Genomic DNA, 25746 nt, shown 5'->3' with positions numbered 1-25746 from the left:
CGATTTAGCATAAGAACATAGATACATAAACACATTTAGAACGCATTTATTTAGGATTAAAGGTTGTTATGACAATCCTTACGCATCAAGCGACAGAAAATCGCTCCGTAGCAGAATTTACCGAACAAGCTTATCTCAATTATGCCATGTACGTGATTATGGACCGTGCATTGCCACATATCAGTGATGGTCTGAAACCTGTTCAGCGCCGTATTGTTTTTGCAATGAGTGAGCTTGGACTTAAACCAAGTGGTAAGCCAAAAAAATCTGCACGTACTGTTGGTGATGTATTGGGTAAATACCATCCACATGGTGATTCTGCATGTTATGAAGCTATGGTACTGATGGCACAGCCGTTTAGTTATCGTTATCCATTTATTGAAGGACAAGGCAACTGGGGTTCTCCTGACGATCCAAAATCATTTGCAGCAATGCGTTATACCGAAGCGAAATTGTCGGCATATAGCGATTTATTACTGACTGAACTTGGACAAGGCACAGTAGATTGGCAGGACAATTTTGATGGTTCAATGAAAGAACCTGTCAATTTGCCTGCACGTGTACCGAATATCCTACTCAATGGTACAACGGGTATTGCGGTGGGAATGGCAACCGATATTCCTCCGCATAATTTACGTGAGGTGGTCAAAGGAACAATTGCGCTGATTCGTAAGCCACATTTGACCGATGAACAAGTCGCAGAATATATCCCTGCACCTGATTTACCAACCCGTGCAGAAATTATTACACCACCTGCTGAATTGCTTAAAATTCAGATTACAGGGCGAGGTAGTTATCGCACACGTGCCATTTATACTATCGAAAAAAACGAAATTATTATTAGTGAACTGCCATATCAAGTGTCAGGTTCAAAAGTCATCACACAAATTGCCGATCAGATGCAAGCCAAAAAGTTACCATTAGTAAGTGACTTACGTGATGAATCAGATCATCAAAATCCAACACGTTTGGTTATTGTTTTACGCTCTAATCGTATTGATGCAGAGTCAGTGATGAGCCACTTATTTGCAACGACAGATTTAGAATCAAGCTATCGTGTCAATATGAACATGATTGGTGCTGATGGTCGTCCACAAGTAAAATCGATCCGCCGAATTTTATTGGAATGGATTGAAATCCGTAAGAATACGGTCACACGTCGTTTGCAATATCATTTGAATAAAATTGAAAAACGCCTGCATATCTTGGGTGGTTTAATTATTGCCTTTTTAAATATTGATGAAGTGATTCGTATTATTCGTGAAGAAGATCAGCCAAAACCTGAGTTGATGTCACGTTTTAATATTGATGAAATTCAAGCGGAAGCCATTTTAGAATTGAAGTTGCGTCATTTGGCAAAACTTGAAGAAATGGAAATGCGCCGTGAACAAGAAGAACTTGAAGCTCGCGCAGCGATTATTAGGGAGCAGTTGGCAAATCCTGAATCTTTAAAAGCATTGATTATTGATGAACTTAAAGATGATGCGAAAAAATTTGGTGATGATCGCCGTTCTCCAATTGTGCAACGTGCAGAAGCATCTGCAATGAGTGAACAAGATTTAATGCCTGCGGAAGCCGTGACAGTGATACTTTCAGAAGCTGGTTGGATCCGTTGTGCCAAAGGTCATGATATTGATGTTGGAAAATTGAATTTCCGTGCAGGCGATCAGTATTTGAGTTCTGCACAAGGGAAGTCCAATCAGAAAGTTTACGTGTTGGATGAAACAGGACGTAGTTATGCGCTTCCAATTAGCAGTTTGCCATCTGCACGAGGTTTAGGTGAACCGCTGAGTTCAAAACTTTCACCTGCAAATGGTGTGGGTTTTATTCAAACCTTAGTTGAAGAAGATGATAGTGAAATCGTTGCATTAAGTTCTAGTGGTTATGGATTTAAAACACAAGCAAAACAATTAGATACTAATGCTAAAGCAGGTAAATCTTTCCTTACAGTTGCAGATGATGCGAAAGCATTCCCCTTAGAGGTTATTAAGGATGGAACACATCTTGCGATTTTAAGTACAGCAGGGCGTTTGCTGTTGGTTGATCTTGCTGACTTACCTGTTTTAAATAAAGGAAAAGGGAATAAGTTGATACAACTTGAAGCGGGTGATCAAGTCTTATCTGTAGCGGTATTGAATTTAAATGAAATGATTCATGTGGTTGCGGGACAACAGCAATTAAAACTGAAAGGTGATGATTTACAAAAATATATCGGAAAAAGAGCAAGTAAAGGTTTGCTCCTACCACGAGGATATCAGAAAGCAAATAAACTGCTCATTCAAAGATAATAGTGGCATCCATAGCTTGAAATACGTTATATATGTGAGTATTCGAGCAGATGGATGCAATATTGAGCAAAAGAAAGTTAAAAAGCATGCTTAATATTGAGAAAAACATTTTAAAACCAAGGATTAGAGATTGGAGAATAGGGCATTATGGAAAAGATATGGTTCACTGAATACCAAAAAACTGGGATTCCAGAGACAGTAGAATTGCCGCCGGAAAATACCTCACTTATTGATATTTTTGAGCGTAATTTCCAAAAGTTTGGCTCACGTGACGCATTTATCTTTATGGATAAGGCGTTGTCATTCAGTGAACTTGAAGTTGCAAGCCGTAAATTTGCAGCCTATCTTCAGAGCCTTGGTTTAGCAAAAGGCAGCCGTGTTGCTGTGATGATGCCGAACGTATTGCAGTATCCAATTGTTGCATTGGCGGTCTTCCGTGCAGGTTTGGTTTTGGTTAATGTTAACCCGCTGTACACTACACGTGAGCTTGAGCATCAGTTAAATGACTCTGGTGCTGAAGCCTTAGTGATTATTGAAAACTTTGCTACCGTATATCAAGCGATCCATGGAAAAACACCAGTGAAGCATGTGGTTGTTGCTTCAGTTGGCGATATGCTTGGCACATTAAAAGGTACATTGGTTAATTTTGTTTTACGTAATGTTCGTAAACAAATTCCTGCTTGGAATATTCCAGGGCATATCAAGTTTAATGCGGCACTTGCGAAAGTTAGTGCTGATAACTACAAACGTCCAAATATGACATTGAGTGATACTGCTGTACTCCAATATACAGGTGGTACGACAGGTGTGTCTAAAGGTGCGGAACTGACACATCGCAACTTGGTTGCCAATCTGTTGCAGTGTGACGGTATTTTCCAAAGTAAATTTGGGCAAGGTGATGGTGCGAAAGATGACCGTATCTTCTGTGCTTTACCGCTGTATCATATTTTTGCATTTATGGTTTGTGCACTGTACGGCATGTATAAAGGTCAAGCGAATATCTTGATTCCGAATCCACGTGATTTACCTGCGGTGATTAAAGAATTACGTAAATATCAACCAGGTTTCTTCCCTGCTGTAAATACATTATTTAATGCACTTGTACATAACGAAGAATTCCGTCAGCTTGATTTTAGTCGTTTGAAAATGGCGATGGGTGGCGGTATGGCTGTATTGCCATCGACTGCTGCTGAATGGAAAAAAGTGACAGGTACGATCATTATCGAAGGTTATGGTTTATCTGAAACTTCTCCTGTTGCATCAGCAAATCCACCTGCAACGACAGAATTTAGTGGCACGATTGGTGTTCCAATTCCATTAACAGATATGGCAATTTTGGATGATGATGGCAATCATCTACCACAAGGTGAGCAAGGTGAAATCTCGATTCGTGGTCCTCAGGTCATGAAAGGTTATTGGAACCGCCCAGATGAAACTGAGAAAGTGATGACTGCAGATGGTTATTTCCGTACTGGTGACATCGGGATCATGAATGAACGTGGTTACTTCAAAATTGTTGATCGTAAAAAAGACATGATTTTGGTTTCAGGCTTTAACGTTTATCCTTCTGAAATTGAAGAAGTTATTGCAACTCATCCTAAAGTGTTGGAAGTTGCAGCAATTGGCGTACCTGATGAAAAATCGGGTGAAATTCCAAAGTTGTTCGTTGTTAAAAAAGATCCATCATTAACAACAGAAGAAGTTCTTGCTTTTGCAAAAGAAAATCTAACGGGTTATAAACGCCCACGTTATGTGGAATTTATGGATGAATTACCAAAATCAAACGTAGGTAAAATTCTACGTAAAGATTTACGTAAGTAATTTCATAAAAATAAAAAGCACCCTATAGGGTGCTTTTTTATGTATTAAAATATTGTTTTAAATCGTAAAATTGAAGTATGTATGATTATTTGAGCTGATTGTTTTTGGAACGGATAAACCAACCATCAATATAAGGACGACTCAAACCGACAATGCCTGTAAAGGTCAGCATGGTTCCCATTTGACGACCCAATGCAGTTGGCTGAATTGTTCCATAGCTGAAATAGATATCAATGAGGCAATATACCGCAATAATGGCAAGCCAAAGATATAAATTCATTCTCTTAATACCAACCGCCCAAAATGCTACGACTAATACGAGCAGTGTGCCAAGCGTAGATTGCCAATTGTAGTTGGCACAAATTACACACAACAAGAATGCTAAAATGGGCAATACAACTTTTAAAATACGATCAATTTCAGTTTGTTGTTGACGTTGCTTATCTAAAACCTCAAGCAGTTCATTTTGATCTGGTTGCACGATGTTGCCCTCACTACACAATTTTGCAAATCTCTAAACTTAGACAAAATTATAGCAGTAATGACATGCTATGATGGTTTGTATTCAGACTTTACGAGAATAAACCCATGTCCGGGATAGATGGCATCATATATCTAATTTTAATTGCCTGTTTATTGCCTTATGTTTTTACCATTCTTGCCAAAGTTACAGGTGGTTTTAAACCCCGTGACAATCAAAATCCACGTGATTTTTTAGCCAAGACGACAGGTTTAGCAGCACGTGCCAATGCAGTACAGCAAAACTCTTTTGAAAGCTTACCCTTATTTATTGCTGCTGTTTTGATGGCTGAATATATGGTGGTGCCACAAGTCATCATTATGAAACTTGGTATCGCGTATATTGTCTTACGTATTATTTATGGTATTTGCTATTTATTGAATCTAGCAACATTACGCTCGATCATTTGGTTTTTGTCGATGGCATGTCCCATTATTTTGATGATTACTGTGATCCGTATCATTTGATTTTACAATCTAAATACAGACTGTATTCAATTTATTTCTTCAAATGACATAAAGCGTTATAATCGTCCAGATTTTTAAATAACACCTCAGTTAAAGAGCAATTCTATGAGCTATAGCAATATCCCAGCGGGCAAAGATGCACCGAATGACATCTACGTAATCATTGAAATTCCTGCAAATGCAGCGCCAATTAAATACGAAATTGACAAAGATTCTGATGCATTGTTTGTAGACCGCTTCATGGGTACTGCAATGTTCTATCCAGCGAACTATGGTTATGTACCAAATACATTGTCTTTGGATGGTGATCCACTGGACGTACTTGTTGTAACACCATACCCAGTTGAACCAGGTTCAGTGATTCGTTGTCGTCCTGTTGGTAAATTGAACATGGAAGATGATGGTGGTGTAGATGCGAAATTGATCGCAGTTCCGCATGACAAATTAACACCGCTTTATAAAAATGTTCAAGAATATACAGATCTTCCTGAACTATTGATCAAACAAGTTGAACACTTCTTTGCTCACTATAAAGATCTAGAGCCAGGCAAATGGGTTAAATTAAGTGGTTGGTCTGGTGCTGATGTTGCAAAGCAAGAAGTATTAGATTCAATTGAAGCGTATAAAGCAGCAAACAAATAATTTTGTTGATTTATATGATTCAAATATTGAATAAAAAAACCTGCATCCGATGATGCAGGTTTTTTTATGACTTAAATATCGTGTGAATTAGAATAATTTCACAGGAATATCTAAGAAGATACGCCATTCATTGGTATCACCAATATATGCGCCGTCATAAGCATTATTTGCGCGGTAGATTGAGTTACGTAAGCGTAAGCTAGCATCTTTAGCAAAACCAGATTGAACGGTATATTTTACTTGGTTAAAGAATTCGCGTTCTTTACCTTCTTCTGGATTATTTGCAACTTTAATATCCCAGCCATAGACATATGCAGTCGTCCAATTTAGCCCTGGAACACCATAACTACCTAGGTCTAAGTTGTACTGTACTTGAACCGACTTTTCATGATTACCAATAAAATCAGATAAGTAAGAATTTGGTAGATAGATACTTTGGAAGCCATCGGCATTTTGACCATAGTCATAACCAGTATTGCCTGTATTTTGCTGGTAAGCCAACATTACAGTGTGTGCATCCTGGTTATAAGTACCTGAAAGTGCCCAAATATTATTGCTACGACCATCTACATCTTTATCGCCAAGAGGGGATGAGTAAGTTAAAGCTTGTTTATCCCATTCAGTGTGATAACCACTGAAATCTACAGTGAAAGAGCTTTTATTTGCCAATGGATATTTATAGTTGGCATTAACATAGTGACGTTCTAAAGCATTTTTAGAATCTAAACCATAATAAGATGCGTTGAATTGGTCATCAAATTTGTATTTGGCACCCCAAACAATAGCACTATCGAGTCCATTGCCATTCACATCAGAATCTGTATTGATTTGATCGGACATTTGGTTTTTAGTAAATTTACCCGCAGTTAATTCTAAACCTTTAATTTCACGGCTTGTTGCAAGCACACCTTCAAAGTATTCAGGAACCATACGACCGGTATTGCTCGCAAGTACAGGCAAATCTAAAACTTGAGTACCGTAACGAACTTCTGTATTTGAAATACGAGCTTTGACACTTGCGCCACCACGAGCCCAATGATCGTATGCGTCTACATGACCATTTGCATCTTTTGCACCGTCATTGTGTAGAGGAATCATTTGATTGCCAGCATGATTGTTCTTACCAATTTTGAAAGAACCATCACCTACAGCACCCACACCAAAGCCAACAATACCTTGAGTATAGCCAGATTCTAATTTGAAAATTGCAGATTGAGCTGTAGAGCGAGTATCTTCTACACCATTTTTCTTATCACGGTCGATAAAGCCAGTACGTAGTAAAACAGAACCAGAAGCATCTTCTAAAAAGCCCTTAGCTTCACTTTGTTCACTTGCGTATACTGAAGAAATAAGAGCAGCATTAATGAGTACTGCTAACGTAAGTTTCTGAGCGGTTGGCATCGAAAATTCCCACAATTAAATTATTGGTTACAATATTGTTTAAATAGAACACGGTTCTTTTACTGAATTGTATAAGTAAAACATAAAAAAATAACAGTGTTTATCATTTTATTTTACTAAAGTTACATGTTTTTCAGATATTATTCTGTTTTTCTTAACTTAGGCATCACTTTTTTATGAAATAAGCCCATTATAAAGAATGAAATAATGTTTCAAATAGATGAAATAATGTCATAAAAATAATAGGTGATTTATTTTTACTAAAAATTAAAAAAAAAGTAGAATCGCTCATCTTTTTGTTCCAAGTCTTTCCATATGTCTTGCTTTTATCTCTCCAAACACACGCTTTCTGCTTTATGTATTACTTCACTTTTAACTCAAACAGCGATTGCTGAGACTGAAAAGGCGACACAGCACTTATCGGGGAATATTGGTGTTGTTTCACAATATGTTTACCGTGGTGGTGTAGAAAATGATGAACCTGCTCTACAAGGTGAACTTGAATATGCCTTTAATAATGGCATTAGTGTGGGATATTGGGGGTCTACACTAGACTATGATATGACTGATGAAAGCAAAGATCATGGCATCGAAAATGATCTTTATATCGCTTATGATCATGAAATTAATCAAGACTTGAGTTATCGTTTACAAGCAACGAGCTATATTTACCACAATGGTGGGACTGTTTATGCAGACAATAACGAGAAACGTAAGACCACAGGTTTTGATGTCTTAGGTGCACTTACTTATAAAGATTTGACTATGAGTATGACTGTTATGCTTGCCGATGCGGCATTTGCCAATGCAGGTGATTTGTACCTTAGTGCGGCATATAGTCATACATTGCCATATGAGTTTATGTTGAATACATCGATTGGTGCTTCTGTGTATAACAGTAGTCGTGATGATGCTTTAATGGAAACTAAAAAAGACTTTGCTTTCAATGAAGCACGCCTTGGAATTAGTAAAGAAATTGCTAAAACAGGTCTAAAGATATCTGTTGATTATGTGATGGGTGGTGAAAATCGTATAGGTGATGACTTTGATAACAATACAGTAGTCGGTTTAAATTATGCTTTTTAAGATAATTTAGCTTTGTCATAAAAAGGTGCATATTTAATATGCACCTTTTTTGTGCTTAAAAAACATTCAAATGATGTTTTTGATAAGGTGAGTAAAAATCTAGTAGATACAGTAAGGTATTGTAAGTGTTTAAAACGCGATAAAGGATTTAAGCGAAAATGCATCAAATTAGATCAGGATAGTATTTAAAAATAGCTGAATGTCGCTTGATTCAATTTTGCACAAAATTAACGCATAATTCATTTGTATATATGCAATTACGCTTAAAAAGAATAAATAAAGGCATGATGTGTATATAAAGTTATATCTAGACTGAAAATTTTAAATTGAAAAGGCTATTACTTCAGCAGCATGATTTAACTTTATTAAAAATTTTAGATTTTAAAAGCATGAATTCATTAATTTTTTATTAAAAAAATATTATCAATATTAAAATTGGCATAGCATTTGCTAAATACCTCTCGAGTTCTTAAACAAAACAAATACACCATTTGATGGGGAGTAATACCAATGAAATTTTCAATTAAACTGATCGCTGCAACTATTTTAACATCAATGACAACTGTCGCAATGGCTACAGAAAATACAGCATTGTCAAATTTGGGTTTGAGCTTTAGTGGCTCTGCGGCGATTACTTCTGACTATCGTTTTCGTGGGATTACGCAAACTCAAAATGATCCAGCAATTCAAGCTGGTTTCACATTGGCACATACATCAGGATTGTATTTTGGACTTTGGGGTTCAAATGTAGATTTTGGTGAGGACTCACCAAGCTTAGAGCTTGACCCATCATTAGGTTTTGCTACAAATTTGACCAGTCTTCCAGGTAAACCTTTATTAGATGTTGGTGTGCTTTATTATAATTATCCAAGTGATAGTGATTTGAACTGGGTTGAGCTTTATGGAAAATTAGGCTTTAAAGATGCCATTATTTCAGGTGATAATATTTTAACCAATGTGAACTATACCAATGATTATGCAGGTTTAGATGGTGACAGTTGGAATTTTAATGTTGGATATACAGTGCCGTTTGGTTCGACAGGTTTTGGTGGTATTGCGAGTGTTGGTTATACAACTGTAGATAAAGATAAATACGACTTTAATGGCGATGATAATTATGTAGATTGGAAAGCAGGTGTGACTTATGGTTTCAAATCTGTTTCGGGTTTAACAGCTGAATTGGCAGCTATTGGAACCAATATTGATACTGATGGTATGTCACATGCAGGAGAACGTGCTGTAGAAACAGGAGCAGTTTTTACCTTGGCTAAATCTTTCTAAACTTTTGTAAATAATAATACTAATTTTAGAATAATAAATGGATATCAAATGCGCTTTGCCCGATGGATTTCATCGGGCTTTTTTATGAATTAAATTATTGAGTTAGAAAATCGAATGTAAAAAATGATACTTCAATATTTAGATTATGCTGTTGCTTCAAATGCTGAAGAATAGGTCACATCACCTTGTGCAAAATTACCGTTAAAGGATAAGGCTTGAAAATATTCAGCAGGAACATCTGCAAGTGTCAGCCCTGATACGACTTGAAAACCAAATCGAGTATAATATTCAGGTTCACCAAGTAGTACACAACCTTCAGCACCTAAGTTTTTTAACTGTTGTAGCGCTTGCTGAATGAGTGCAGAACCGACGCCTTGTCCTTGATATTTAGGTAAAACAGAGATTGGACCTAAACCATACCAATTTTTTTCACCTGAGCTAATGTTCACGGGTGAAATTGCAATATGTCCAATGATTTTGCCATCCAATAATGCGACCAACGAAATTGTAAGTTGTTGCTGCTCGCGTAAAGCATTCACAATAAAATGCTCAGTATGACTACTATGTGGCGCATCAGCGAAAGCCAATTCAGTCACTTGAGTAATGTCATGAATATCTTGATCTTGTTCAGGTCGAATCTGTATAGCAAGGGTCAAGTGGTGTACTCCTGATGAGGCATATTTTATGATTGAATAGTACCTTTAATATATTCGATCATTTAAACAAAACAATCTTTAATTTTCTTGACTACGATAAGATAACGCTTCCGTGAGATGCATACTCTGAATATGTTCGGATTGAGCAAGATCAGCAATAGTACGCGCAACTCGAAGTATCCGATGATAGGCACGCGCAGAGAGGTTTAATCGTTGTTGTGCAAGCGCAATTATTTTTTGTGAACCATCATCAAGTAATGCATATTTTTCAAGTTGTTGTGGTGACAAACTTTGATTTAGAAAGCTTTGACGATATATTTGTAAATCATATGCTTGAGTGACACGTAATCGTACAGTTTCAGAATTTTCAACAGGTTTATTATCCTGTAATTCCTGTGCTTTTAATGGTGGCACATCAATATGTAAATCAATACGATCAAGTAAAGGACCTGAAATACGGTTTTGATAGCGTTTAATCGCTTCTGCCGAACATTGACAACGACTGTCCTGATTAAAAGCATAACCACATGGACATGGATTCATTGCCGCAATGAGTTGAAAGTTGGCGGGGAAAGTCATTTGCCGTGAAGCGCGAGAAATCACAATTTCTTTAGACTCTAAAGGTTGACGTAAGACTTCTAAAACTTTTCGATCAAACTCGGGTAATTCATCTAAAAATAAAACACCTAAATGAGCGAGCGTAATTTCACCTGGTTTCGGTTGTGAGCCTCTGTCATTTACAGCAATAGAATAGAGTGGCATTATAGATAATCAATAGGTTGCTACTCTTTTTTTACACAATTAAATTAGATTATTTACATAAATAGATAAGAGTCGCTTGCAAAATTACAGTAATAAGCACGAGTAGCTTTAAGGTGGATTTTTATGAAAAAACTGAGTGATGAATATTCGCCTGTTCGAAAGGCTCAAACAGTTTATGGGAGTATTTCAGGCAATTATGCCTTTAGAGGTGAAAAAACCATTTGGTTTGAGTCCACACTTGAGCGAGATTTCATACTCAAGCAAGAATTTAATAACAATGTAATTGATGTGGTCGGACAGCCTGTTGTGATTCCTTATATTACCGAGTTAGGTAATGAATCGACGTATACACCTGACTTTTTGGTACAGTTTTCAAGCTCGAATTGTGATGATTTTGAAGATTTCCCAGTACCAATGCTCATCGAGATTAAGCCTAAGAAAAAGCTTATGGAGGATTGGGATAAGTTAAAACCAAAATTCAGAGCAGCTCATCGTTATGCTGTTGCTAAGGGGTGGAAGTTTAAAATTATCAATGAATCAAGGTTGTACGATCAGTATTGGGAAAATATTAACTTTTTGCGAAAATTTAGACGTTCTCATGTAGATCCAACTGATCAGAATCTTTTACTCGATACCCTGCAAAAGTTAGGTCAATCAACAATTAATCAATTACCTGCTCATATTTTTAAAGATAAGACCAATGTCCTGAAAGGTATTCACCAAATTTGGGCACTTGTTGCTAAGCGAACGATTGCTTGCGATCTTTACTCCCCTTTAACTGCTGAAACAGTGATATGGGTGAACCAAAATGATGCATTTGAGGGGAGTGTTTAAATGATTGAATCTAATGCTATTCGTATTGATCGTAGCCGTCTCACTCTTAAACCGAATGTAATTGTCGGTTATGAGGGGCAACCCTATAAAATTGTGAATGTTTTAAATGCCAACGATATGGTTATATCAAGTCTAGATTCGGTGCGTAGCTTACAGGTTAATGCTAGGCACTTGACTGTTTTTGATGCGGAAAATTTATCATCAGAGAATCTAAATAAAGGTGATCAAGATATCAGTAATGAAGCTTGGCAGATTGCTTTACAACGTTATGAAATTATTAAACCTTTAATTAATTATTCTACAACCGAATTGGTTGAAAATAGAGCGAATGAATATGATGTGAATCGTTCAACGTTGTGGAAGTGGCTTAAAGATTATCGAGAAAATAACTCTCTAATGGCTTTGATTCCCAAAAAACGAGGTTGGACAACTGAAAAATCAAGGCTATCACCTCAAGTCTCCAATATTATCAAACAAGCCATCAATGATGAATATTTGAATGCAAAGAAACCAAGTATTTCCAAAACGATTGATATTGTAAAAGCAGAGTGTTCACGGCTACAACTTGAAGCACCACATGAAAACTCCATTCGTAGAAGAATTGAGGCTTTAAACGATTACCAAGTGACAAAATCACGGTATGGATCGAAAGCTGCAATAGATAAATTTAAGGCTGCTGCTGGTTCTTTCCCGAATGCAGATTATCCGTTGGCGTATGTACAGATCGACCACACTCCTTTAGATATTGAAATCGTGGATGATGAATATAGAGAAGCAATCGGTAAACCGCATTTAACCTTGGCGATTGATGTTTTTAGTCGGATAATCGTTGGGTATTACCTCTCATTAGAAGCACCAAGTGCAACCTCTGTAGCGATGTGCATAGCATCCTGCATTTTGTCAAAAAAACGTAAGTTAATTGAACTTGATATTGATGCTGAGTGGCAAGTTGAAGGAATCATGGACTCGGTGCACACAGATAATGGGCCTGATTTTAGGACTAATCACATCAGTAAAGCTTGTCTAAAATATGGGATTCACTGGGAATACAGACCAATTGGTGGTGCAAGGTTTGGTGGTCACATTGAGCGTATGATTGGGATAGTTAATCTTGAAATGCATGTTCTGGATGGTACAACTTTTTCAAATGTACAACAGCGAGGAACTTATGATTCCGCCAAACAAGCATGTATGACATTAAAAGAGCTTGAATATTATATCGTTTATTGGATTACCAAAGTCTATCATCAGAAGAAGCATTCTGCTTTAGGGACATCTCCTATCATTAAGTGGGAAGAAGGTGTTTGGGGAACCAAGACGAGCGTAGGAACGGGTTTGAAAGAACGTGTATCTGACGAAGATACTTTATTTATTGATTTTTTGCCTGAATTTGAAGCAACCATTCAACGTACTGGTGTTCAAAAAGATAACTTGTTCTATTTTGCAGATTGTTTAAGACAATGGGTCAATTCTATTGATCCAGAAGATAGTAATAGGAAACGTAAAAGAAAGTTTGTATTTAAGCGTGATCCGAGAGATATTTCACAGATTTGGTTTTATGAGCCTTTTTCTAATACTTATTTTAAAGTACCTACTGCGAAGCGAGAAATACCACCTATTAGTTTATTTGAATATAAACAGGTTCAGGACTATCTCAAAAGTGAACGTCAGGATGTTCAGAATCAGGATGAGATTTATAAAGCGATTTTGCATCTGCGTGAGCAACTTAATCAGGCTCGAAGTTTGACTCGAAAGCAACGTCGCTCAAATCAAAGAAAAAAGGAAAATGAAAAAGCCATCACTCAACTTTCTGAAAATAATCAGAAAAAAATACCTGTAGTTTCTGAAAATAATCAGGCAAGTGATGATTTGTGGAGTACCCCTTTAACCGCATTTGATGATTTAAGGTGATGTGATGGAAATATATGAACATCTTGCAGACCATGTACTTGAAATCATGCAATTAAGCGATAGTGAAAGGATTGAAACCTTATTCACAGATCGATGGATTGGCTATAAGAAAGCGATTACGATTTTGAATACATTGACTGATATTCTGAATCGCCCTAGAAAACTTAGACCTGAGTGTCTATTAATTGTTGGTGATTCTAACATGGGAAAAACCACTATCATTCATGAGTTCGCTAAACAATATTACACAAAAACCGTAAGTGATGCAGACATGGACTTGCTTTCGGTAACTAAGCCAGTTCTGCCAATACTTGCCCCTGCAAAAGCCAATGTTAAAGAACTCTATATCAATATTTTGAATCATTTTTTTGTGCCATTTCGGGCAACAGATCCTGAAGCCAAATTACGAAATCAAGCAGTACATTTGATGCGTAAGTATGAGACAAAAATGTTGATCATTGATGAAATTCATAATTGTTTGACAGGTTCAGCCAAAATGCTTCCTGAAGTCATGAATACGCTGAAGAATCTTAGTAATGAATTGAGTCTGAATATTGTCGGGGTTGGTACTCGTGAAGCGATCACCATATTACATACTGATCCGCAATATGCGAGCCGTTTTGATGTGATGAATTTACCAAAATGGGAACTGAACCAAGATTTTTTAAGATTATTAATTAGTTATGTTCGGCTTTTGCCCTTAAAAAAATCATCAAATCTTGCTTCAAAAGAGATTGCTACGCTGATTTTTGAAGTCTCTGGTGGAAATTTAGGTGATTTAAATCGATTACTAGTGGAATGTGCTAAAGAAGCTATTTTACAAGGGACTGAAGAAATTACTTATGACATCGTGCATAAGTTTAAATGGCTTAAACCGACTGAGGGTTTAAGAAATATCAGGAATATAAATCTTAGTGTGAGTTAAATCTGCGAAATATAGGGAGATAAAGATGAGTCAACTTGAACAACGTTGGTATATCAGAACTCCCATTCAACAAGGGGAGATATTTTCATCGTGGTTGATTCGTTCAGCTTTAGATGTAGGATGCTCACCTATGGTTCTCGTTGAGGCTCTATGGGGTAAATGGAGAGCCTTGACGATTGATTTAGACAAAGGTGTAGATAAAGGAAAGCTTGATGCTCTTTTATCTCATAGCATTGAGTCAAAGCAGAACATACAGCAAACAATATTGAGTAGCTTTTGTTCTGACATACACCAAGATTATGATCCAAAACAAAACATTCCTTGGGTTCTTTCTTTAGGTATACGTAATCGTTCAAACACATCAGGTCGGCAAATATGTATTGAATGCTTGAGAGATGGTACTAAACCGCCTTATTTGCGTTTAATGTGGCGTATGGGATGGCATTGTAGTTGTGATCGGCATCAGATAAGTTTGATCGATCATTGTCCTAAATGTGGTGCTACGATCCAACCATTTAAGACTGATTTGGAACATGGCTGTTTGGCGATCTGTACGACATGTGGTTTTGATTTAAGGTATTGTCAGCAAAATCAAATTATCAGCTCAAGTGTTTTAAACTTCCAAAATAAAGCTGATCGGGTTTTAAAACAAAAAGTTGGTTTTTATAATCACACAAGTGTGACCTCTCAAGCGTGGTTTTCAATTGCTCGTGCATGGCTCAGTGAGATTAGATTATTAACCAGTACTCCCAATAAAAATGTGATTCAATTATTTGAAAGTTTTGGCGTAAATTTAAATCTTCCATATCCTGTTACCCCTTTAGCATTTGAATATTTGAATACTCAGGAGCGAATAGTTCTGCTCTCAATATTGGATCAGATTATGGATATTCCGTGTGATTTATTGGTGCAGCGTTCAAAAGAATATGGAATAAGTCATGCAAACTTTTGGGATAAGCGTAAGAAGCTGCCTGTTCAGCTCCAACAGATGAAAGATTTAATGATTAAGCCTACAAGACATTATCCTGTCTCTCGTGCAGCAATAACTGTTACTAAGCCAAAATCTAAAGCAAGTGTACAACGTCAATGGTTAAATTTATTGAGAAGAAGCAATAATAGTGGAGCGAGGCATATTGACTGAAAATGTTATTAAACATGACTGTCATGAATGTAACCAGTCTGTTTCTTTCATAAAAAAACGATATAAAGGCAAGAAATATTGTTCGACTTGTTATGCTCGTATCTTTAAAAAGCGGCTATGCCCAAGTTGTGGTGACTTTGCCCGACTCCCTAGAGATGATGAACAAGCCATTTGCAATGAATGTATTAAGAAACACCCCTGTATTCGATGTAATCAGACAAATAAACCAATAGGTAAGCTGACCGAATATGGTGTGGTGTGTAATAGTTGTTCCGTGTATTTTAGACCCATTGAGTCTTGTGAACGATGTGGTACGCCATCACAAAAATTGACCCGAATTTCACGATTTAATGATCATCTACGGATATGTCCAAAATGTGCGACACGAGATTATGAGACATGTCCATCGTGCCAGAAACATCGTTTATTGCAATCTGATGCATCAGGACAAAGAACGTGTAAAAAATGTAGAGATAAGTCTCAGAAATCCTGTAAAGCATGTCATTGTATGATTGCAGCAGGTTGTGCTGATTTATGCGATGATTGTTATTGGCATCAAAATTTATGGAATAAATTTGATCAAAATCAGAAAGTATTTGAGTCTAGTTACTTAAAACAGCAGTATGAAAACTATATAGGCTGGTTAGAAAAGAAAGTTGGGGCGCATAAAGCTGCATTATATATAAATAAACAGACCCATTTCTTTATGAAAACCGAAATAGATTGGAATCAATCTGTACCTACACCAATACAGTTATTATCAGTATTACGAAGCAGTGGACTTAGAAAATTTGAATTGGTGATGCAATGGCTTGAAGAAGTGCATGACATTCGAATAGATATGGATAACAAAAAAAGTTGTTCAGAACGAGATCAGATGGAAAAACTTGTACAAAGCATTTCACAGCCATCTTTGGCATATGATGTCGTAATAGAGTACAAAAATAAATTAGAAGAAAAAATGAAACGAGGTAAGACTTCAATACGTTCAGCTCGGTTGGCAGTAAAACCTGCTGTTGCATTGATGCTATCAATGGGGCATGAAAATTCTCAACTACCTACTTTGGAACATATCAAGACGTATTTATCAGATTATTCGGGTCAAGCTGCTGCACTCACTGGATTCATTAATTTTTTAAATGACAACTTTGGTACTGATATTGACTATTTAGCTTTGAAAAAGTCTGGGTTTTTAAAAATTAAGCGCAAACAAAAAATTGAAAATGAGATTATTGCCTTAACTCAGAGTGATTTAAGTAACAATGAAGTTCTGATCAATTGGATTAGAAAAAGTCTTAGATATTTCCACCAACTTCCTTACATTGATGCTTTAAAAGTTAAAGCAGGGATGGTTACAGAGGTCAAGGATGGTCTTGTGGTAATGTTTAATGGGCATTCATATTGGTTGCCTAAAACATCATCTGTAAAATTTACGATTTTGGATCCAAATTTAGATATTAACTAATATTGTCTTGATGTTTTTAATATGTATTAAATAAAAGGGAGTGTACCCTATTTAATGATATTGAAATTTTTAAATAGAATTGAACATAGGATAATTTGCATGACCAGCCATGTGAAACAGGATGAAATTCCGCATAGAGCCTCCGTCTTGGAGGTATTTTTTGCTTTTTTGAAACTAGGATTGACCTCTTTTGGCGGACCTATTGCTCATCTTGGCTATTTCCATACGGAGTTTGTTGAACGACGCAAGTGGCTTAGTGACCATGCTTATGCAGATTTAGTTGGGTTATGCCAATTTCTTCCAGGTCCAGCAAGTAGTCAAGTTGGAATTGCACTAGGATTGTCACGTGCTGGTTATTGGGGGGCTATTGCTGCATGGCTTGGTTTTACTTTGCCATCAGCAATAGCTTTAATTTGTTTTGCATTAGGCTTATCTCAACTGAATGGCGTTTTAAGTACAGGTGGCTTACATGGTCTGAAAGTTGTAGCGGTTGCTATAGTAGCTCAAGCCTTATGGCAAATGGGAAAAAGTCTTTGTCCAGATCGGCTACGAATTAGCATGGCTATAGTAGCTGCTGTTGCCATTAGTTTGATTTCAAATGCTTGGGGGCAAATTGTTGTTATTATTGGTGGTGCTTGCTTAGGTATAATATTTTTAAAGAAAGTTCCATCTTTACCAGTAACAACAATACCGACGAAAGTCAGCTTGTGGGTGGGAATATTGTCCTTAACATTTTTTTTTGCTCTTTTACTTGTCTTACCTCTGTTAGCATCAATTACTCAGAACCATCTCATTATGTTGATTGACAGTTTTTATAGAGCTGGTGCGTTAGTATTTGGTGGGGGGCATGTGGTACTACCACTCTTGCAAGCATCTGTAGTTGGGGAAGGTTGGGTTACTAATGATACATTTCTAGCAGGGTATGGTGCAGCTCAGGCTGTCCCCGGCCCATTGTTTACTTTTGCAGCATATCTTGGAGCTATTGCTCAACCAGAACCTAATGGTTGGTTGGGTGGACTCATTGCCTTGGTGATGATTTTTTTACCAGCTTTTCTACTTGTATTGGGAGTACTGCCTTTCTGGCATAAAATACGTCATTTCCCTACTGCACAATATGCGATGATGGGGGTAAATGCAGCTGTAGTCGGAATATTGTTGGCTGCTTTTTATAATCCAGTTTGGACAAGTGCAATTTTAAAACCTATTGATTTTGCTTTGGCTATAATTGCATTTCTGTTATTAGTTTTTTGGAAGCTACCACCTTGGCTTGTTGTGTTAATAAGTGCGTTGGGTGGTATGGCAATAGTACAACTCTAATAAGTAAAAAAAGATTCAAGAACTGGGCGGAATCAAAAAATTGAAAAAGAAGATTGGCTAGTACGCTAGTCAAAACTGATTTAAATAGAATGAAGCCTAGATCATTTGGGTTAGAAGGGAGTTGATATATTTTTCATCAGCTGACTTATATTAGTACTATAAAAAAAGATATAGCTACTGAAGTGAATGATATTGTTACTGTGAAGTATAGTGAGCATTTATATTAGTTGCCCAAAATCTCAGTAATTAATAAAAAAACTTAAATGAGAAGCTCAATTTATATAACAAATTGAGCTTTTTTATTGTGTCTGACCAACAATAAAGTTGTAAAGTTAACCCGCAGGTCCTGAACCTAAGATCACTAATTTAGAATGTCTCTTTTGCATTTCTAATCACCTAAAGTTTATAAGCTACGTTGATTGACACGCTTAGATAACTCCTCTGCCGACTCTTTTCGTTCTGAATAACGATTTGTGAGGTACTGACTTTGTCCGCGGGTGAGCAGGGTGAACTTATACAGCTCCTCCATCACATCGACAATTCGATCATAGAAGGCTGAAGGTTTCATTCTGCCATCTTCGTCAAACTCTAAAAAAGCTTTAGGAATAGACGATTGGTTCGGGATAGTGATCATGCGCATCCAACGGCCTAAAATACGCATCTGGTTTAAGCTGTTAAAAGATTGCGAACCACCACTAACCTGCATCAAAGCCAAAGTCTTTCCTTGCGTTGCACGAATTGCACCACCCGCCAGTGGAATCCAATCAATTTGCGATTTAAAGATTGAACTCATGGAGCCATGACGCTCAGGTGAGCACCACACCATGCCTTCTGCCCAAGCGAGTAAATTATGCAACTCTTTAACCTTTGAATGCTCAGTGTCCGCATCTTCAGGTAAGGGCAAACCTTTAGGATGAAAGATTTTTACTTCGGCACCAAACTGCTCCAAAATACGTCCTGCTTCCATTACCGCCAATCGACTGTATGAACGCTCACGGTTTGAACCGTACAGCAGCAAAATACGTGGTGAATGATCCAGCTCTTTAGCTTGTACTTTTTCTAAAGTAGGTTGATCGATAAGATTCATATCTACATTTGGGAGAGTCATAGAAATTATACCTCTGCTTTAAAAAACTTTTTTCTGAGCCACAATGACACACTGACTAAGGCAATCAACACGGGGACTTCAACCAGTGGGCCAATTACAGTAGTAAACGCCACTGGTGAAGCTAAACCAAAAGTTGCAATCGCTACAGCAAGCGCCAGTTCAAAGTTATTTCCCGCAGCAGTAAATGAAATAGCTGTGGTTTTAGGATAGTCATTCCCCATCCATTTGCTCATAAAGAAGCTAATGAAGAACATCACGATAAAGTAAATCGTCAATGGAATGGCAATACGCAAGACATCCATCGGTAAGCTCACCACATCGTTACCTTTTAGGCTGAACATCGCCACAATCGTGAACAATAATGCCAACAAACTTAGTGGACTGATCTTGGGTAAGAAGACGTTTTGATACCAAACCAAACCTTTAGCTCGAACCAAAATGAATCGGGTCATAAAGCCAAGGAAAAATGGAATTCCTAAATACACCAATACCGCATGGGTAATTGTCCAAAAATCGACATTGATCACTTGCCCTGCAACACCAAAATACGGTGGTAAGAAGGTCAAGAACAACCAAGCATAGGTACTAAAGAATAAAATTTGAAAGATACTGTTAAAGGCCACCAATGCAGCAACATATTGGTTATCCCCACAAGCCAAACCATTCCACACCAAGACCATAGCAATACAACGAGCCAGTCCTATCAGGATTAACCCTGTCATATACTCTGGATAGCTATGTAGAAAAATAATAGCTAATGCAAACATCAATACAGGTGCTATCACCCAGTTCTGTACCAAAGACAAAGTTAAGGTTTTTTTGTCTTTAAACACCTGTGGTAGCGCAGCATAGTCTACTTTTGCTAATGGTGGATACATCATCAGAATCAAACCAATCGCAATTGGAATATTGACGGAATCCACACTCATTTTATCCAATGCCACTGACGCTTGTGGAAAGAACACACCGATCGCTATTCCCAACCCCATCGCAATGAAAATCCATAGCGTGAGGTTACGATCTAGAAAGGATAATCTTTGTTGAGCCATGATGTTCTCATTCAATATCTGAGATTTGATTGATTGCAGCAATCAATTCAGGACGAGACATGTGCGCTGTATCTAGTGCCAACAATGCATCTAAACGACGATTGATATGGTCTACAGTGACTTGGAATGCTTTTAGTTTTTCATCTTTAGGTAAGTCTAAATGTGATGGATCAGCCAAACCCCAATGTGCTTTGATCGCTCCACCTAAATAAAGTGGACACGCTTCTTGCGCTGCTGAATCACAAACAGTAATCACTACGTCAGGTTGATATTGTTCACAATCATCAATGGTTTTACTCCACAAACCATCTGTTGAAAGACCTAGATTTTCCAAGGTTTCAATCGTCAGTGGGTGTACCTGTCCCGATGGTTTACTGCCTGCACTATAAGCTTTCCAACCCTCTGGGGCACGGCTGTTAAAAAGAACTTCTGACAGGATGCTACGGCAACTATTTCCAGTACACAAAAAAAGAAATTTCATATTGTTTTACTCGCAATAACTATTGATTTGCTGAAATGATGGGGCAATTTTTGGCTGTATATCGGCATTTTTAAGGGTATTTAAGATGTCTATGCACCAAGTGGGTAAATTGGGATTGAGACTGTAATAGACCCATTGGCCTTGACGTCGATCTTGTAAAAGACCAGAAGAGCGTAGTAAGGCTAAATGACGTGAAATCTTGGGTTGGCTCAACTCTAGTTTTTCAGTCAAATCACAAACGCACTGTTCATTATTTTCAAGAACCAACATGACGATGTTGAATCTCGTTTCATCAGCCAAACATTTAAAGAAATTGATTTGATCCATATTTTCACTCATTAAAATATATGGATATATTAATATTCACATATATCCATTAAATTTTTATTTCAATCGCTGCCCATTTGCATCAAGCACTTGTTCACCATCTTCTTTAGTGAAAGCACCCTTTTGTGGGAGTGGTAAAATTTCTAAGACCAGTTCTGACGGACGACTTAAACGAGTTCCTAGTTCAGTCACCACGAATGGGCGGTTAATCAAAATTGGATGCTGAAGCATAAAATCTAAAAGCTGTTCATCCGTCCAATCATCACGTTCTAGTTCTAACTCAGAATATGGCAGAACATTTTTACGAATTGCCTCTCGCACGGTTAAACCCGCATCTACGATCATTTGAATCAGTTCATTTTTAGATGGTGGCGTTTCAAGGTACTCAATAACTTCAGGTTCAATATTGGCATTACGAATCAACGCCAATGTATTACGTGATGTACCACATTCAGGGTTGTGATAGATCTTAACTTTTGGAGTAGCAGTCATTTGCTCAAACTCAACAGAATCTTTGAATATATTTATATATGAATAACCATATATATGCAATTCCATATTTTCAGATTGAATAAAATTAATTATAAAAATGACACTATGATTTCTCATAGTGTCACTGGTCATAAAATGAATTTAGTAATTGCTTGAAATTAAACCCTTGAATGAACTCCATATTTATCAATCATGATCGAACTGGCTTCATTTAAGCCTCGAACCGTGACATTCGCACCATTCTTTTGGAACTTATTGACCACGGAATCAAGCATAGCGACTGATGTTACATCCCAAATATGTGAGTGAGTTAAATCAATAATTACGTCTTTCATATCTTCTTTAAAGTCAAAACCTCGCATAAATTTTTCCGAAGAGCTAAAGAAGATTTGACCTCTCAAATCATATACACGAGCTGTCCCTTCAAAAGAAACATTTACCTGAATATCATTTTCAAGCTTATTGGCCAAGAATAAAGCTGAGAGCAGTACACCTGTTAAAACGCCTAATGCCAAATTGTGTGTTGCTACTACAACGATCACAGTCGCAATCATCACAACATTACTACTTTTAGGGTTATCTTTTAATTGGGTGACAGAACTCCATTCAAATGTACTGATCGAAACCATGATCATCACAGCAACCAAGGCAGCCATTGGAATGACTTTGAGCCAATCACTGATAAACACAACTAAAATGAGAAGAAAAATACCTGCAGAGAAAGTCGATAATCGTGTGAGTCCACCCGACTTTACGTTAATCATAGATTGACCGATCATGGCACAACCTGCCATCCCCCCCATGAAGCCAGAGGCAATATTTGCAATACCTTGTCCTTTACATTCCTGATGCTTATCACTTGGCGTATCCGTCATTTCATCGACAATGGTTGCTGTCATCATAGATTCAAGCAAACCTACGGCTGCTAGTGCAACTGAATACGGTAAAATGATCATCAATGTCTCAAGATTTAGAGGAATATTCGGGATCAAGAACATTGGAAGTGTGTCAGGTAATGCTCCAATATCTCCAACAGTCCGTACATCAATTCCTAGGGCTATTGCTAATAAGGTAATCACAATGATGCAAACAAGCGGAGAAGGTAGTAGCTTTCCCAATTTTGGTATTAACGGAAATAGATAAATAATAGCTAGTCCTAAAGCAATCAATGCATAAACATGCCAAGTCACATTAGTTAGCTCAGGTAACTGAGCCATAAAAATTAAAATTGCTAAAGCATTTACAAAGCCAATGACCACAGATTTGGACACGAACCGCATTAACTTAGCGAGCTTTAAATACCCTGCTAGTATCTGAATAACACCAGTCAAAATTGTTGCAGCGAGAAGATATTCAAGTCCATGTTCCTTAACCAAGGTGACCATCAAAAGCGCCATAGCTCCAGTAGCTGCTGAAATCATGGCTGGACGACCACCAACAAAAGAAATCACAACAGCAATACAGAAGGATGCGTATAGACCTACTTTAGGATCTACACCCGCAATAATTGAAAAAGCGATAGCTTCAGGGATAAGTGCAAGACCTACGACAAGTCCTGCAAGCACATCCCCACGGATGTTAGAGAACCATTGTTCTCGTACATTAGAAAACATAGAAATAGCCTATTTATATAGTTTTAGATAAAGGCTAGTGATGTGATATATACAACACACAAGCGACTACACCACATCACTAGACAGTGATGAGTTATTTACAAAAAGATGGGTAAATAAACTAGGGTGGAGTCAAAAGCATAAGTGTGTGAATACGAATAGAAATTTAAATTGAACTGTTAGTATAGGCGAACTGAACTAAAATTTCACTCTTTTCTATTTCGCAAATTTATTGAGAACATGAAATACCAAGTAATTTCATACATATATGGTTGTATGAAAAATATTCTTTAATTAGGAGTTGTCCTTCTGTAAGCTTATGAATAAATTTTTAAAGCGATTTTTCCACTCAACTGGTGTTGCATATAAATGTTTTATTGCAATCATTTTATGAATGAATCTATCGCAGTAGAGTGCCCACTTTTTAATTCCTTTTGCACTTTCTAGCTCAATACAAATTTTTTTGATTTGTTCGTTTGTTAATCGACGTTGCGTAAGAATAAGAAAAGCACAAAATGCTTCATGATTTTTATTTTTATGAATATCGATGAGATAGGAAAAACTATTTTGGTCTTTTAAATCTAGTTGTAAGAACAATAATTTTCGCCCTTTTTCATAATCAATCCATGAGGGGTGTTTGGGTTCAGGTACAAGTTTTTTGATTTGAAGTAAATTAATACTCGCTATCCTTTCACCGTGCTCATCAATTGCAGAAAGGTGTTCTAGGGGAGAGTTAATTTCAGAAGCAAGTTCTTGGAGAGATTGGATAATATATTGAATGTCAAAACGTTCATCTCTGTTAGGTGGTGTATCTGTTGTTTCAGATTTTTTAGTCTTAGTATTTTGATTGCCATATTGTTCATCAGATGATGTTTCAACATCTTCAGATTTATCCGAATATGGATGATTGGGTGTCCCAACTTCAATTGGATCATTAGTTGGTTCATTAAAAGAATACTTCAAAATACCTTGTGTATTTCCTGTTTCAACATCAGAACGCTTACGATATTCACCGCTTGTTCTTGATGGTGGTTTTTGAGTATTGATGTGCTCGTTTTTATTTTGACTTTTTTCACGAGGTCGAGGGTTTTTCTCATCAGGTTTTGAAATAGTATTAGTAAGGTCTTTATTGACATCAATCATGTGATCGTTAATAGGATCAAATTTTTTCACTCTAGTAATAAAAAAGCGTGTCTTATTGTCATCTAGCCAAATTCCTTCTGCTTCAAGGAAAAGCTTTGTAGGGTGTGGCGGAAATACAATTGGATATCGTGTGCTTGAGCCATGCTGAAGATTATTAAACTCAGTAATCTCCATACTTCTTTGGATTTTATCAACTATCGTCTGAACATGCTGATTTAAGGCTAGATTGGCAAGAAAAATAATTGCAGTCTCGCCAATATCTTCATAGGGCTTTCTGATTTTTATTTTATATTCAATATTATCATTCTCAACTTTTGTTGTATAAGATTCTAAAAAGCGATTAATGATGGATTGGCTTGAAGTTCCTAATAAGAGTCCGCGAATATCCTTACGATTGACGAATAAGCTATGCAAAACATGAATTGAGGAAGTGATGACTTGAGTTCCATCATTAGAATGCATTAAGCAGTGATTCACTTTACGATATGAATCATTGGTGTATTTAGTGAATGGATAGCCTTGTAGAACATAATCAACTTTATTGGGGAGAAAATAGTTTTTTAATGGAATGTAGTACTCTGACGTATTGGGGATTCTGTCCGTAAGTTTTATGTTCTTAGGTTTATTATTGGTGAAGTCGAAAGAAAATCGTTTTGTGATGAGTTTTCCTGAAAATCTATAGGATTGATCGGTTAAAACATTCCCATCCCAAATACTGCCATGTTGAACAGCATCAAGATCAAGAACTGGAACGAGGAATGTGGAGCATTTATCCAAAAATAACCATTGATCACTCTTTCTAATCTCAATTAATAACACTTCTACAAAAGGGTTAGTTGAGTCGTTATCTTCGTTACGAACAAGTCCACCATATCGATAAACTACCCGACTAATATTATCATTTGGGAAACAGTCAATAGTCGTTATTTTTTCATTATTAACAGGCATATATTTTTACAAAATGAAAAATTAAAGTTTATTGATAATATACTTTTCATTCTTACTCTAGTTTATTT

22 protein-coding genes and 1 pseudogene are annotated in these 25746 nt (G+C 36.9%); 12 read left to right on the top strand and 11 right to left on the bottom strand.

Going from position 1 to position 25746, the window contains the following annotated elements; all coding sequences use genetic code 11:
* Window positions 1-68: 68 nt before the first annotated feature.
* Both parC and FW754_RS05950 read left to right on the top strand, forming a co-directional pair.
* Window positions 69-2288, top strand: coding sequence for a DNA topoisomerase IV subunit A (parC, locus tag FW754_RS05955; RefSeq protein WP_446324112.1), 2220 nt, complete (start codon window positions 69-71; stop codon window positions 2286-2288).
* A 147-nt stretch (window positions 2289-2435) separates the two neighbouring features.
* Window positions 2436-4109 (top strand): AMP-binding protein, encoded by a 1674-nt coding sequence (locus FW754_RS05950; protein WP_409510716.1) that lies wholly within the window; start codon window positions 2436-2438, stop codon window positions 4107-4109.
* Window positions 4110-4194: 85 nt separating this feature from the next.
* Here the strand turns inward: FW754_RS05950 and FW754_RS05945 are convergent, their stop codons facing one another.
* Complete coding sequence (locus FW754_RS05945; RefSeq protein WP_409510717.1) at window positions 4195-4590, bottom strand: hypothetical protein; 396 nt, start codon at window positions 4588-4590, stop codon at window positions 4195-4197.
* Window positions 4591-4697: 107 nt separating this feature from the next.
* Between FW754_RS05945 and FW754_RS05940 the strand changes: the two genes are divergently transcribed.
* The gene (locus tag FW754_RS05940; protein WP_409510718.1) at window positions 4698-5096 is read left to right on the top strand and encodes an MAPEG family protein; all 399 of its coding nucleotides are present in this window, start codon (window positions 4698-4700) and stop codon (window positions 5094-5096) included.
* Window positions 5097-5201: 105 nt separating this feature from the next.
* Window positions 5202-5738: an inorganic diphosphatase gene (ppa, locus tag FW754_RS05935; RefSeq protein WP_409510719.1), complete on the top strand. Its 537-nt coding sequence runs from the start codon at window positions 5202-5204 to the stop codon at window positions 5736-5738.
* A gap of 87 nt (window positions 5739-5825) precedes the next feature.
* Here the strand turns inward: ppa and FW754_RS05930 are convergent, their stop codons facing one another.
* Window positions 5826-7139, bottom strand: a complete 1314-nt coding sequence (locus FW754_RS05930; RefSeq protein WP_446324111.1) for an OprD family outer membrane porin — start codon at window positions 7137-7139, stop codon at window positions 5826-5828.
* A 315-nt stretch (window positions 7140-7454) separates the two neighbouring features.
* On the opposite strand from FW754_RS05930, the gene FW754_RS05925 reads away from it, so the two are divergent.
* Together FW754_RS05925 and FW754_RS05920 are read left to right on the top strand one after the other, a co-directional pair.
* A complete protein-coding gene (locus FW754_RS05925; RefSeq protein WP_446324110.1) occupies window positions 7455-8225 on the top strand; it encodes a TorF family putative porin in 771 nt (256 codons plus the stop codon).
* A gap of 510 nt (window positions 8226-8735) precedes the next feature.
* Window positions 8736-9506 carry a TorF family putative porin gene (locus FW754_RS05920; protein ID WP_419346172.1) on the top strand — a complete coding sequence of 257 codons (771 nt, stop codon included), beginning with the start codon at window positions 8736-8738 and terminating at the stop codon, window positions 9504-9506.
* Window positions 9507-9649: 143 nt separating this feature from the next.
* Here FW754_RS05920 and FW754_RS05915 read toward each other — a convergent pair whose 3' ends face one another.
* Together FW754_RS05915 and FW754_RS05910 are read right to left on the bottom strand one after the other, a co-directional pair.
* A complete protein-coding gene (locus tag FW754_RS05915) occupies window positions 9650-10162 on the bottom strand; it encodes a GNAT family N-acetyltransferase (protein WP_419346171.1) in 513 nt (170 codons plus the stop codon).
* A 78-nt stretch (window positions 10163-10240) separates the two neighbouring features.
* Window positions 10241-10891: pseudogene (locus FW754_RS05910) on the bottom strand (ATP-binding protein); the annotation flags it as partial.
* 156 nt (window positions 10892-11047) lie between these two features.
* On the opposite strand from FW754_RS05910, the gene FW754_RS05905 reads away from it, so the two are divergent.
* The 6 genes from FW754_RS05905 to chrA all read left to right on the top strand — a co-directional run bounded on the left by FW754_RS05905 (window position 11048) and on the right by chrA (window position 18517).
* The gene (locus tag FW754_RS05905) at window positions 11048-11758 is read left to right on the top strand and encodes a TnsA endonuclease N-terminal domain-containing protein (protein ID WP_446324109.1); all 711 of its coding nucleotides are present in this window, start codon (window positions 11048-11050) and stop codon (window positions 11756-11758) included.
* The gene (locus FW754_RS05900) at window positions 11759-13669 is read left to right on the top strand and encodes a transposase (RefSeq protein ID WP_446324108.1); all 1911 of its coding nucleotides are present in this window, start codon (window positions 11759-11761) and stop codon (window positions 13667-13669) included.
* Window positions 13670-13673: 4 nt separating this feature from the next.
* Window positions 13674-14594 carry a TniB family NTP-binding protein gene (locus FW754_RS05895; protein ID WP_446324107.1) on the top strand — a complete coding sequence of 307 codons (921 nt, stop codon included), beginning with the start codon at window positions 13674-13676 and terminating at the stop codon, window positions 14592-14594.
* 25 nt (window positions 14595-14619) lie between these two features.
* On the top strand, window positions 14620-15735 hold the full coding sequence (locus FW754_RS05890) for a TniQ family protein (protein WP_446324106.1): 1116 nt from the start codon (window positions 14620-14622) through the stop codon (window positions 15733-15735).
* Window positions 15728-17200 (top strand): transposase, encoded by a 1473-nt coding sequence (locus FW754_RS05885; RefSeq protein WP_446324105.1) that lies wholly within the window; start codon window positions 15728-15730, stop codon window positions 17198-17200. The genes FW754_RS05890 and FW754_RS05885 overlap by 8 nt, the downstream gene beginning before the upstream one ends.
* A gap of 99 nt (window positions 17201-17299) precedes the next feature.
* Window positions 17300-18517, top strand: coding sequence for a chromate efflux transporter (chrA, locus tag FW754_RS05880; protein WP_446324104.1), 1218 nt, complete (start codon window positions 17300-17302; stop codon window positions 18515-18517).
* A gap of 403 nt (window positions 18518-18920) precedes the next feature.
* Here the strand turns inward: chrA and arsH are convergent, their stop codons facing one another.
* The 7 genes from arsH to FW754_RS05845 all read right to left on the bottom strand — a co-directional run bounded on the left by arsH (window position 18921) and on the right by FW754_RS05845 (window position 25678).
* Entirely contained in the window at window positions 18921-19625 is a 705-nt protein-coding gene (gene arsH / locus FW754_RS05875) for an arsenical resistance protein ArsH (protein ID WP_446324103.1), read from the bottom strand.
* 5 nt (window positions 19626-19630) lie between these two features.
* Window positions 19631-20674 (bottom strand): ACR3 family arsenite efflux transporter, encoded by a 1044-nt coding sequence (gene arsB, locus FW754_RS05870; protein ID WP_446324102.1) that lies wholly within the window; start codon window positions 20672-20674, stop codon window positions 19631-19633.
* 7 nt (window positions 20675-20681) lie between these two features.
* Window positions 20682-21155 (bottom strand): arsenate reductase ArsC, encoded by a 474-nt coding sequence (locus FW754_RS05865; RefSeq protein WP_446324101.1) that lies wholly within the window; start codon window positions 21153-21155, stop codon window positions 20682-20684.
* Between the two features lie 6 nt (window positions 21156-21161).
* Window positions 21162-21482 (bottom strand): metalloregulator ArsR/SmtB family transcription factor, encoded by a 321-nt coding sequence (locus FW754_RS05860; RefSeq protein ID WP_446324100.1) that lies wholly within the window; start codon window positions 21480-21482, stop codon window positions 21162-21164.
* Between the two features lie 57 nt (window positions 21483-21539).
* Window positions 21540-21974: an arsenate reductase (glutaredoxin) gene (arsC, locus tag FW754_RS05855; protein WP_446324099.1), complete on the bottom strand. Its 435-nt coding sequence runs from the start codon at window positions 21972-21974 to the stop codon at window positions 21540-21542.
* A 158-nt stretch (window positions 21975-22132) separates the two neighbouring features.
* Window positions 22133-23587, bottom strand: coding sequence for a SulP family inorganic anion transporter (locus tag FW754_RS05850; RefSeq protein ID WP_446324098.1), 1455 nt, complete (start codon window positions 23585-23587; stop codon window positions 22133-22135).
* Window positions 23588-23881: 294 nt separating this feature from the next.
* Window positions 23882-25678 carry a hypothetical protein gene (locus tag FW754_RS05845; RefSeq protein ID WP_446324097.1) on the bottom strand — a complete coding sequence of 599 codons (1797 nt, stop codon included), beginning with the start codon at window positions 25676-25678 and terminating at the stop codon, window positions 23882-23884.
* Window positions 25679-25746: the final 68 nt, after the last annotated feature.

It is taken from the genome of Acinetobacter sp. 1207_04 (assembly GCF_052850415.1).
Note: the sequence above shows the minus strand (reverse complement) of the source record. Positions and strands in the feature narration are given on the sequence as shown.

Coding starts and splice junctions, on each gene's coding strand:
- FW754_RS05900 (WP_446324108.1), top strand. CDS start 11,759: ATGATTGAATCTAATGCTATTCGTATTGATCGTAGCCGTCTCACTCTT.
- arsH (WP_446324103.1), bottom strand. CDS start 19,625: ATGACTCTCCCAAATGTAGATATGAATCTTATCGATCAACCTACTTTA.
- FW754_RS05920 (WP_419346172.1), top strand. CDS start 8,736: ATGAAATTTTCAATTAAACTGATCGCTGCAACTATTTTAACATCAATG.
- chrA (WP_446324104.1), top strand. CDS start 17,300: ATGACCAGCCATGTGAAACAGGATGAAATTCCGCATAGAGCCTCCGTC.
- FW754_RS05845 (WP_446324097.1), bottom strand. CDS start 25,678: ATGCCTGTTAATAATGAAAAAATAACGACTATTGACTGTTTCCCAAAT.
- FW754_RS05940 (WP_409510718.1), top strand. CDS start 4,698: ATGTCCGGGATAGATGGCATCATATATCTAATTTTAATTGCCTGTTTA.
- FW754_RS05930 (WP_446324111.1), bottom strand. CDS start 7,139: ATGCCAACCGCTCAGAAACTTACGTTAGCAGTACTCATTAATGCTGCT.
- FW754_RS05895 (WP_446324107.1), top strand. CDS start 13,674: ATGGAAATATATGAACATCTTGCAGACCATGTACTTGAAATCATGCAA.
- ppa (WP_409510719.1), top strand. CDS start 5,202: ATGAGCTATAGCAATATCCCAGCGGGCAAAGATGCACCGAATGACATC.
- FW754_RS05905 (WP_446324109.1), top strand. CDS start 11,048: ATGAAAAAACTGAGTGATGAATATTCGCCTGTTCGAAAGGCTCAAACA.
- arsC (WP_446324099.1), bottom strand. CDS start 21,974: ATGACTGCTACTCCAAAAGTTAAGATCTATCACAACCCTGAATGTGGT.
- FW754_RS05850 (WP_446324098.1), bottom strand. CDS start 23,587: ATGTTTTCTAATGTACGAGAACAATGGTTCTCTAACATCCGTGGGGAT.
- FW754_RS05860 (WP_446324100.1), bottom strand. CDS start 21,482: ATGGATCAAATCAATTTCTTTAAATGTTTGGCTGATGAAACGAGATTC.
- FW754_RS05890 (WP_446324106.1), top strand. CDS start 14,620: ATGAGTCAACTTGAACAACGTTGGTATATCAGAACTCCCATTCAACAA.
- FW754_RS05925 (WP_446324110.1), top strand. CDS start 7,455: ATGTCTTGCTTTTATCTCTCCAAACACACGCTTTCTGCTTTATGTATT.
- arsB (WP_446324102.1), bottom strand. CDS start 20,674: ATGGCTCAACAAAGATTATCCTTTCTAGATCGTAACCTCACGCTATGG.
- parC (WP_446324112.1), top strand. CDS start 69: ATGACAATCCTTACGCATCAAGCGACAGAAAATCGCTCCGTAGCAGAA.
- FW754_RS05950 (WP_409510716.1), top strand. CDS start 2,436: ATGGAAAAGATATGGTTCACTGAATACCAAAAAACTGGGATTCCAGAG.
- FW754_RS05865 (WP_446324101.1), bottom strand. CDS start 21,155: ATGAAATTTCTTTTTTTGTGTACTGGAAATAGTTGCCGTAGCATCCTG.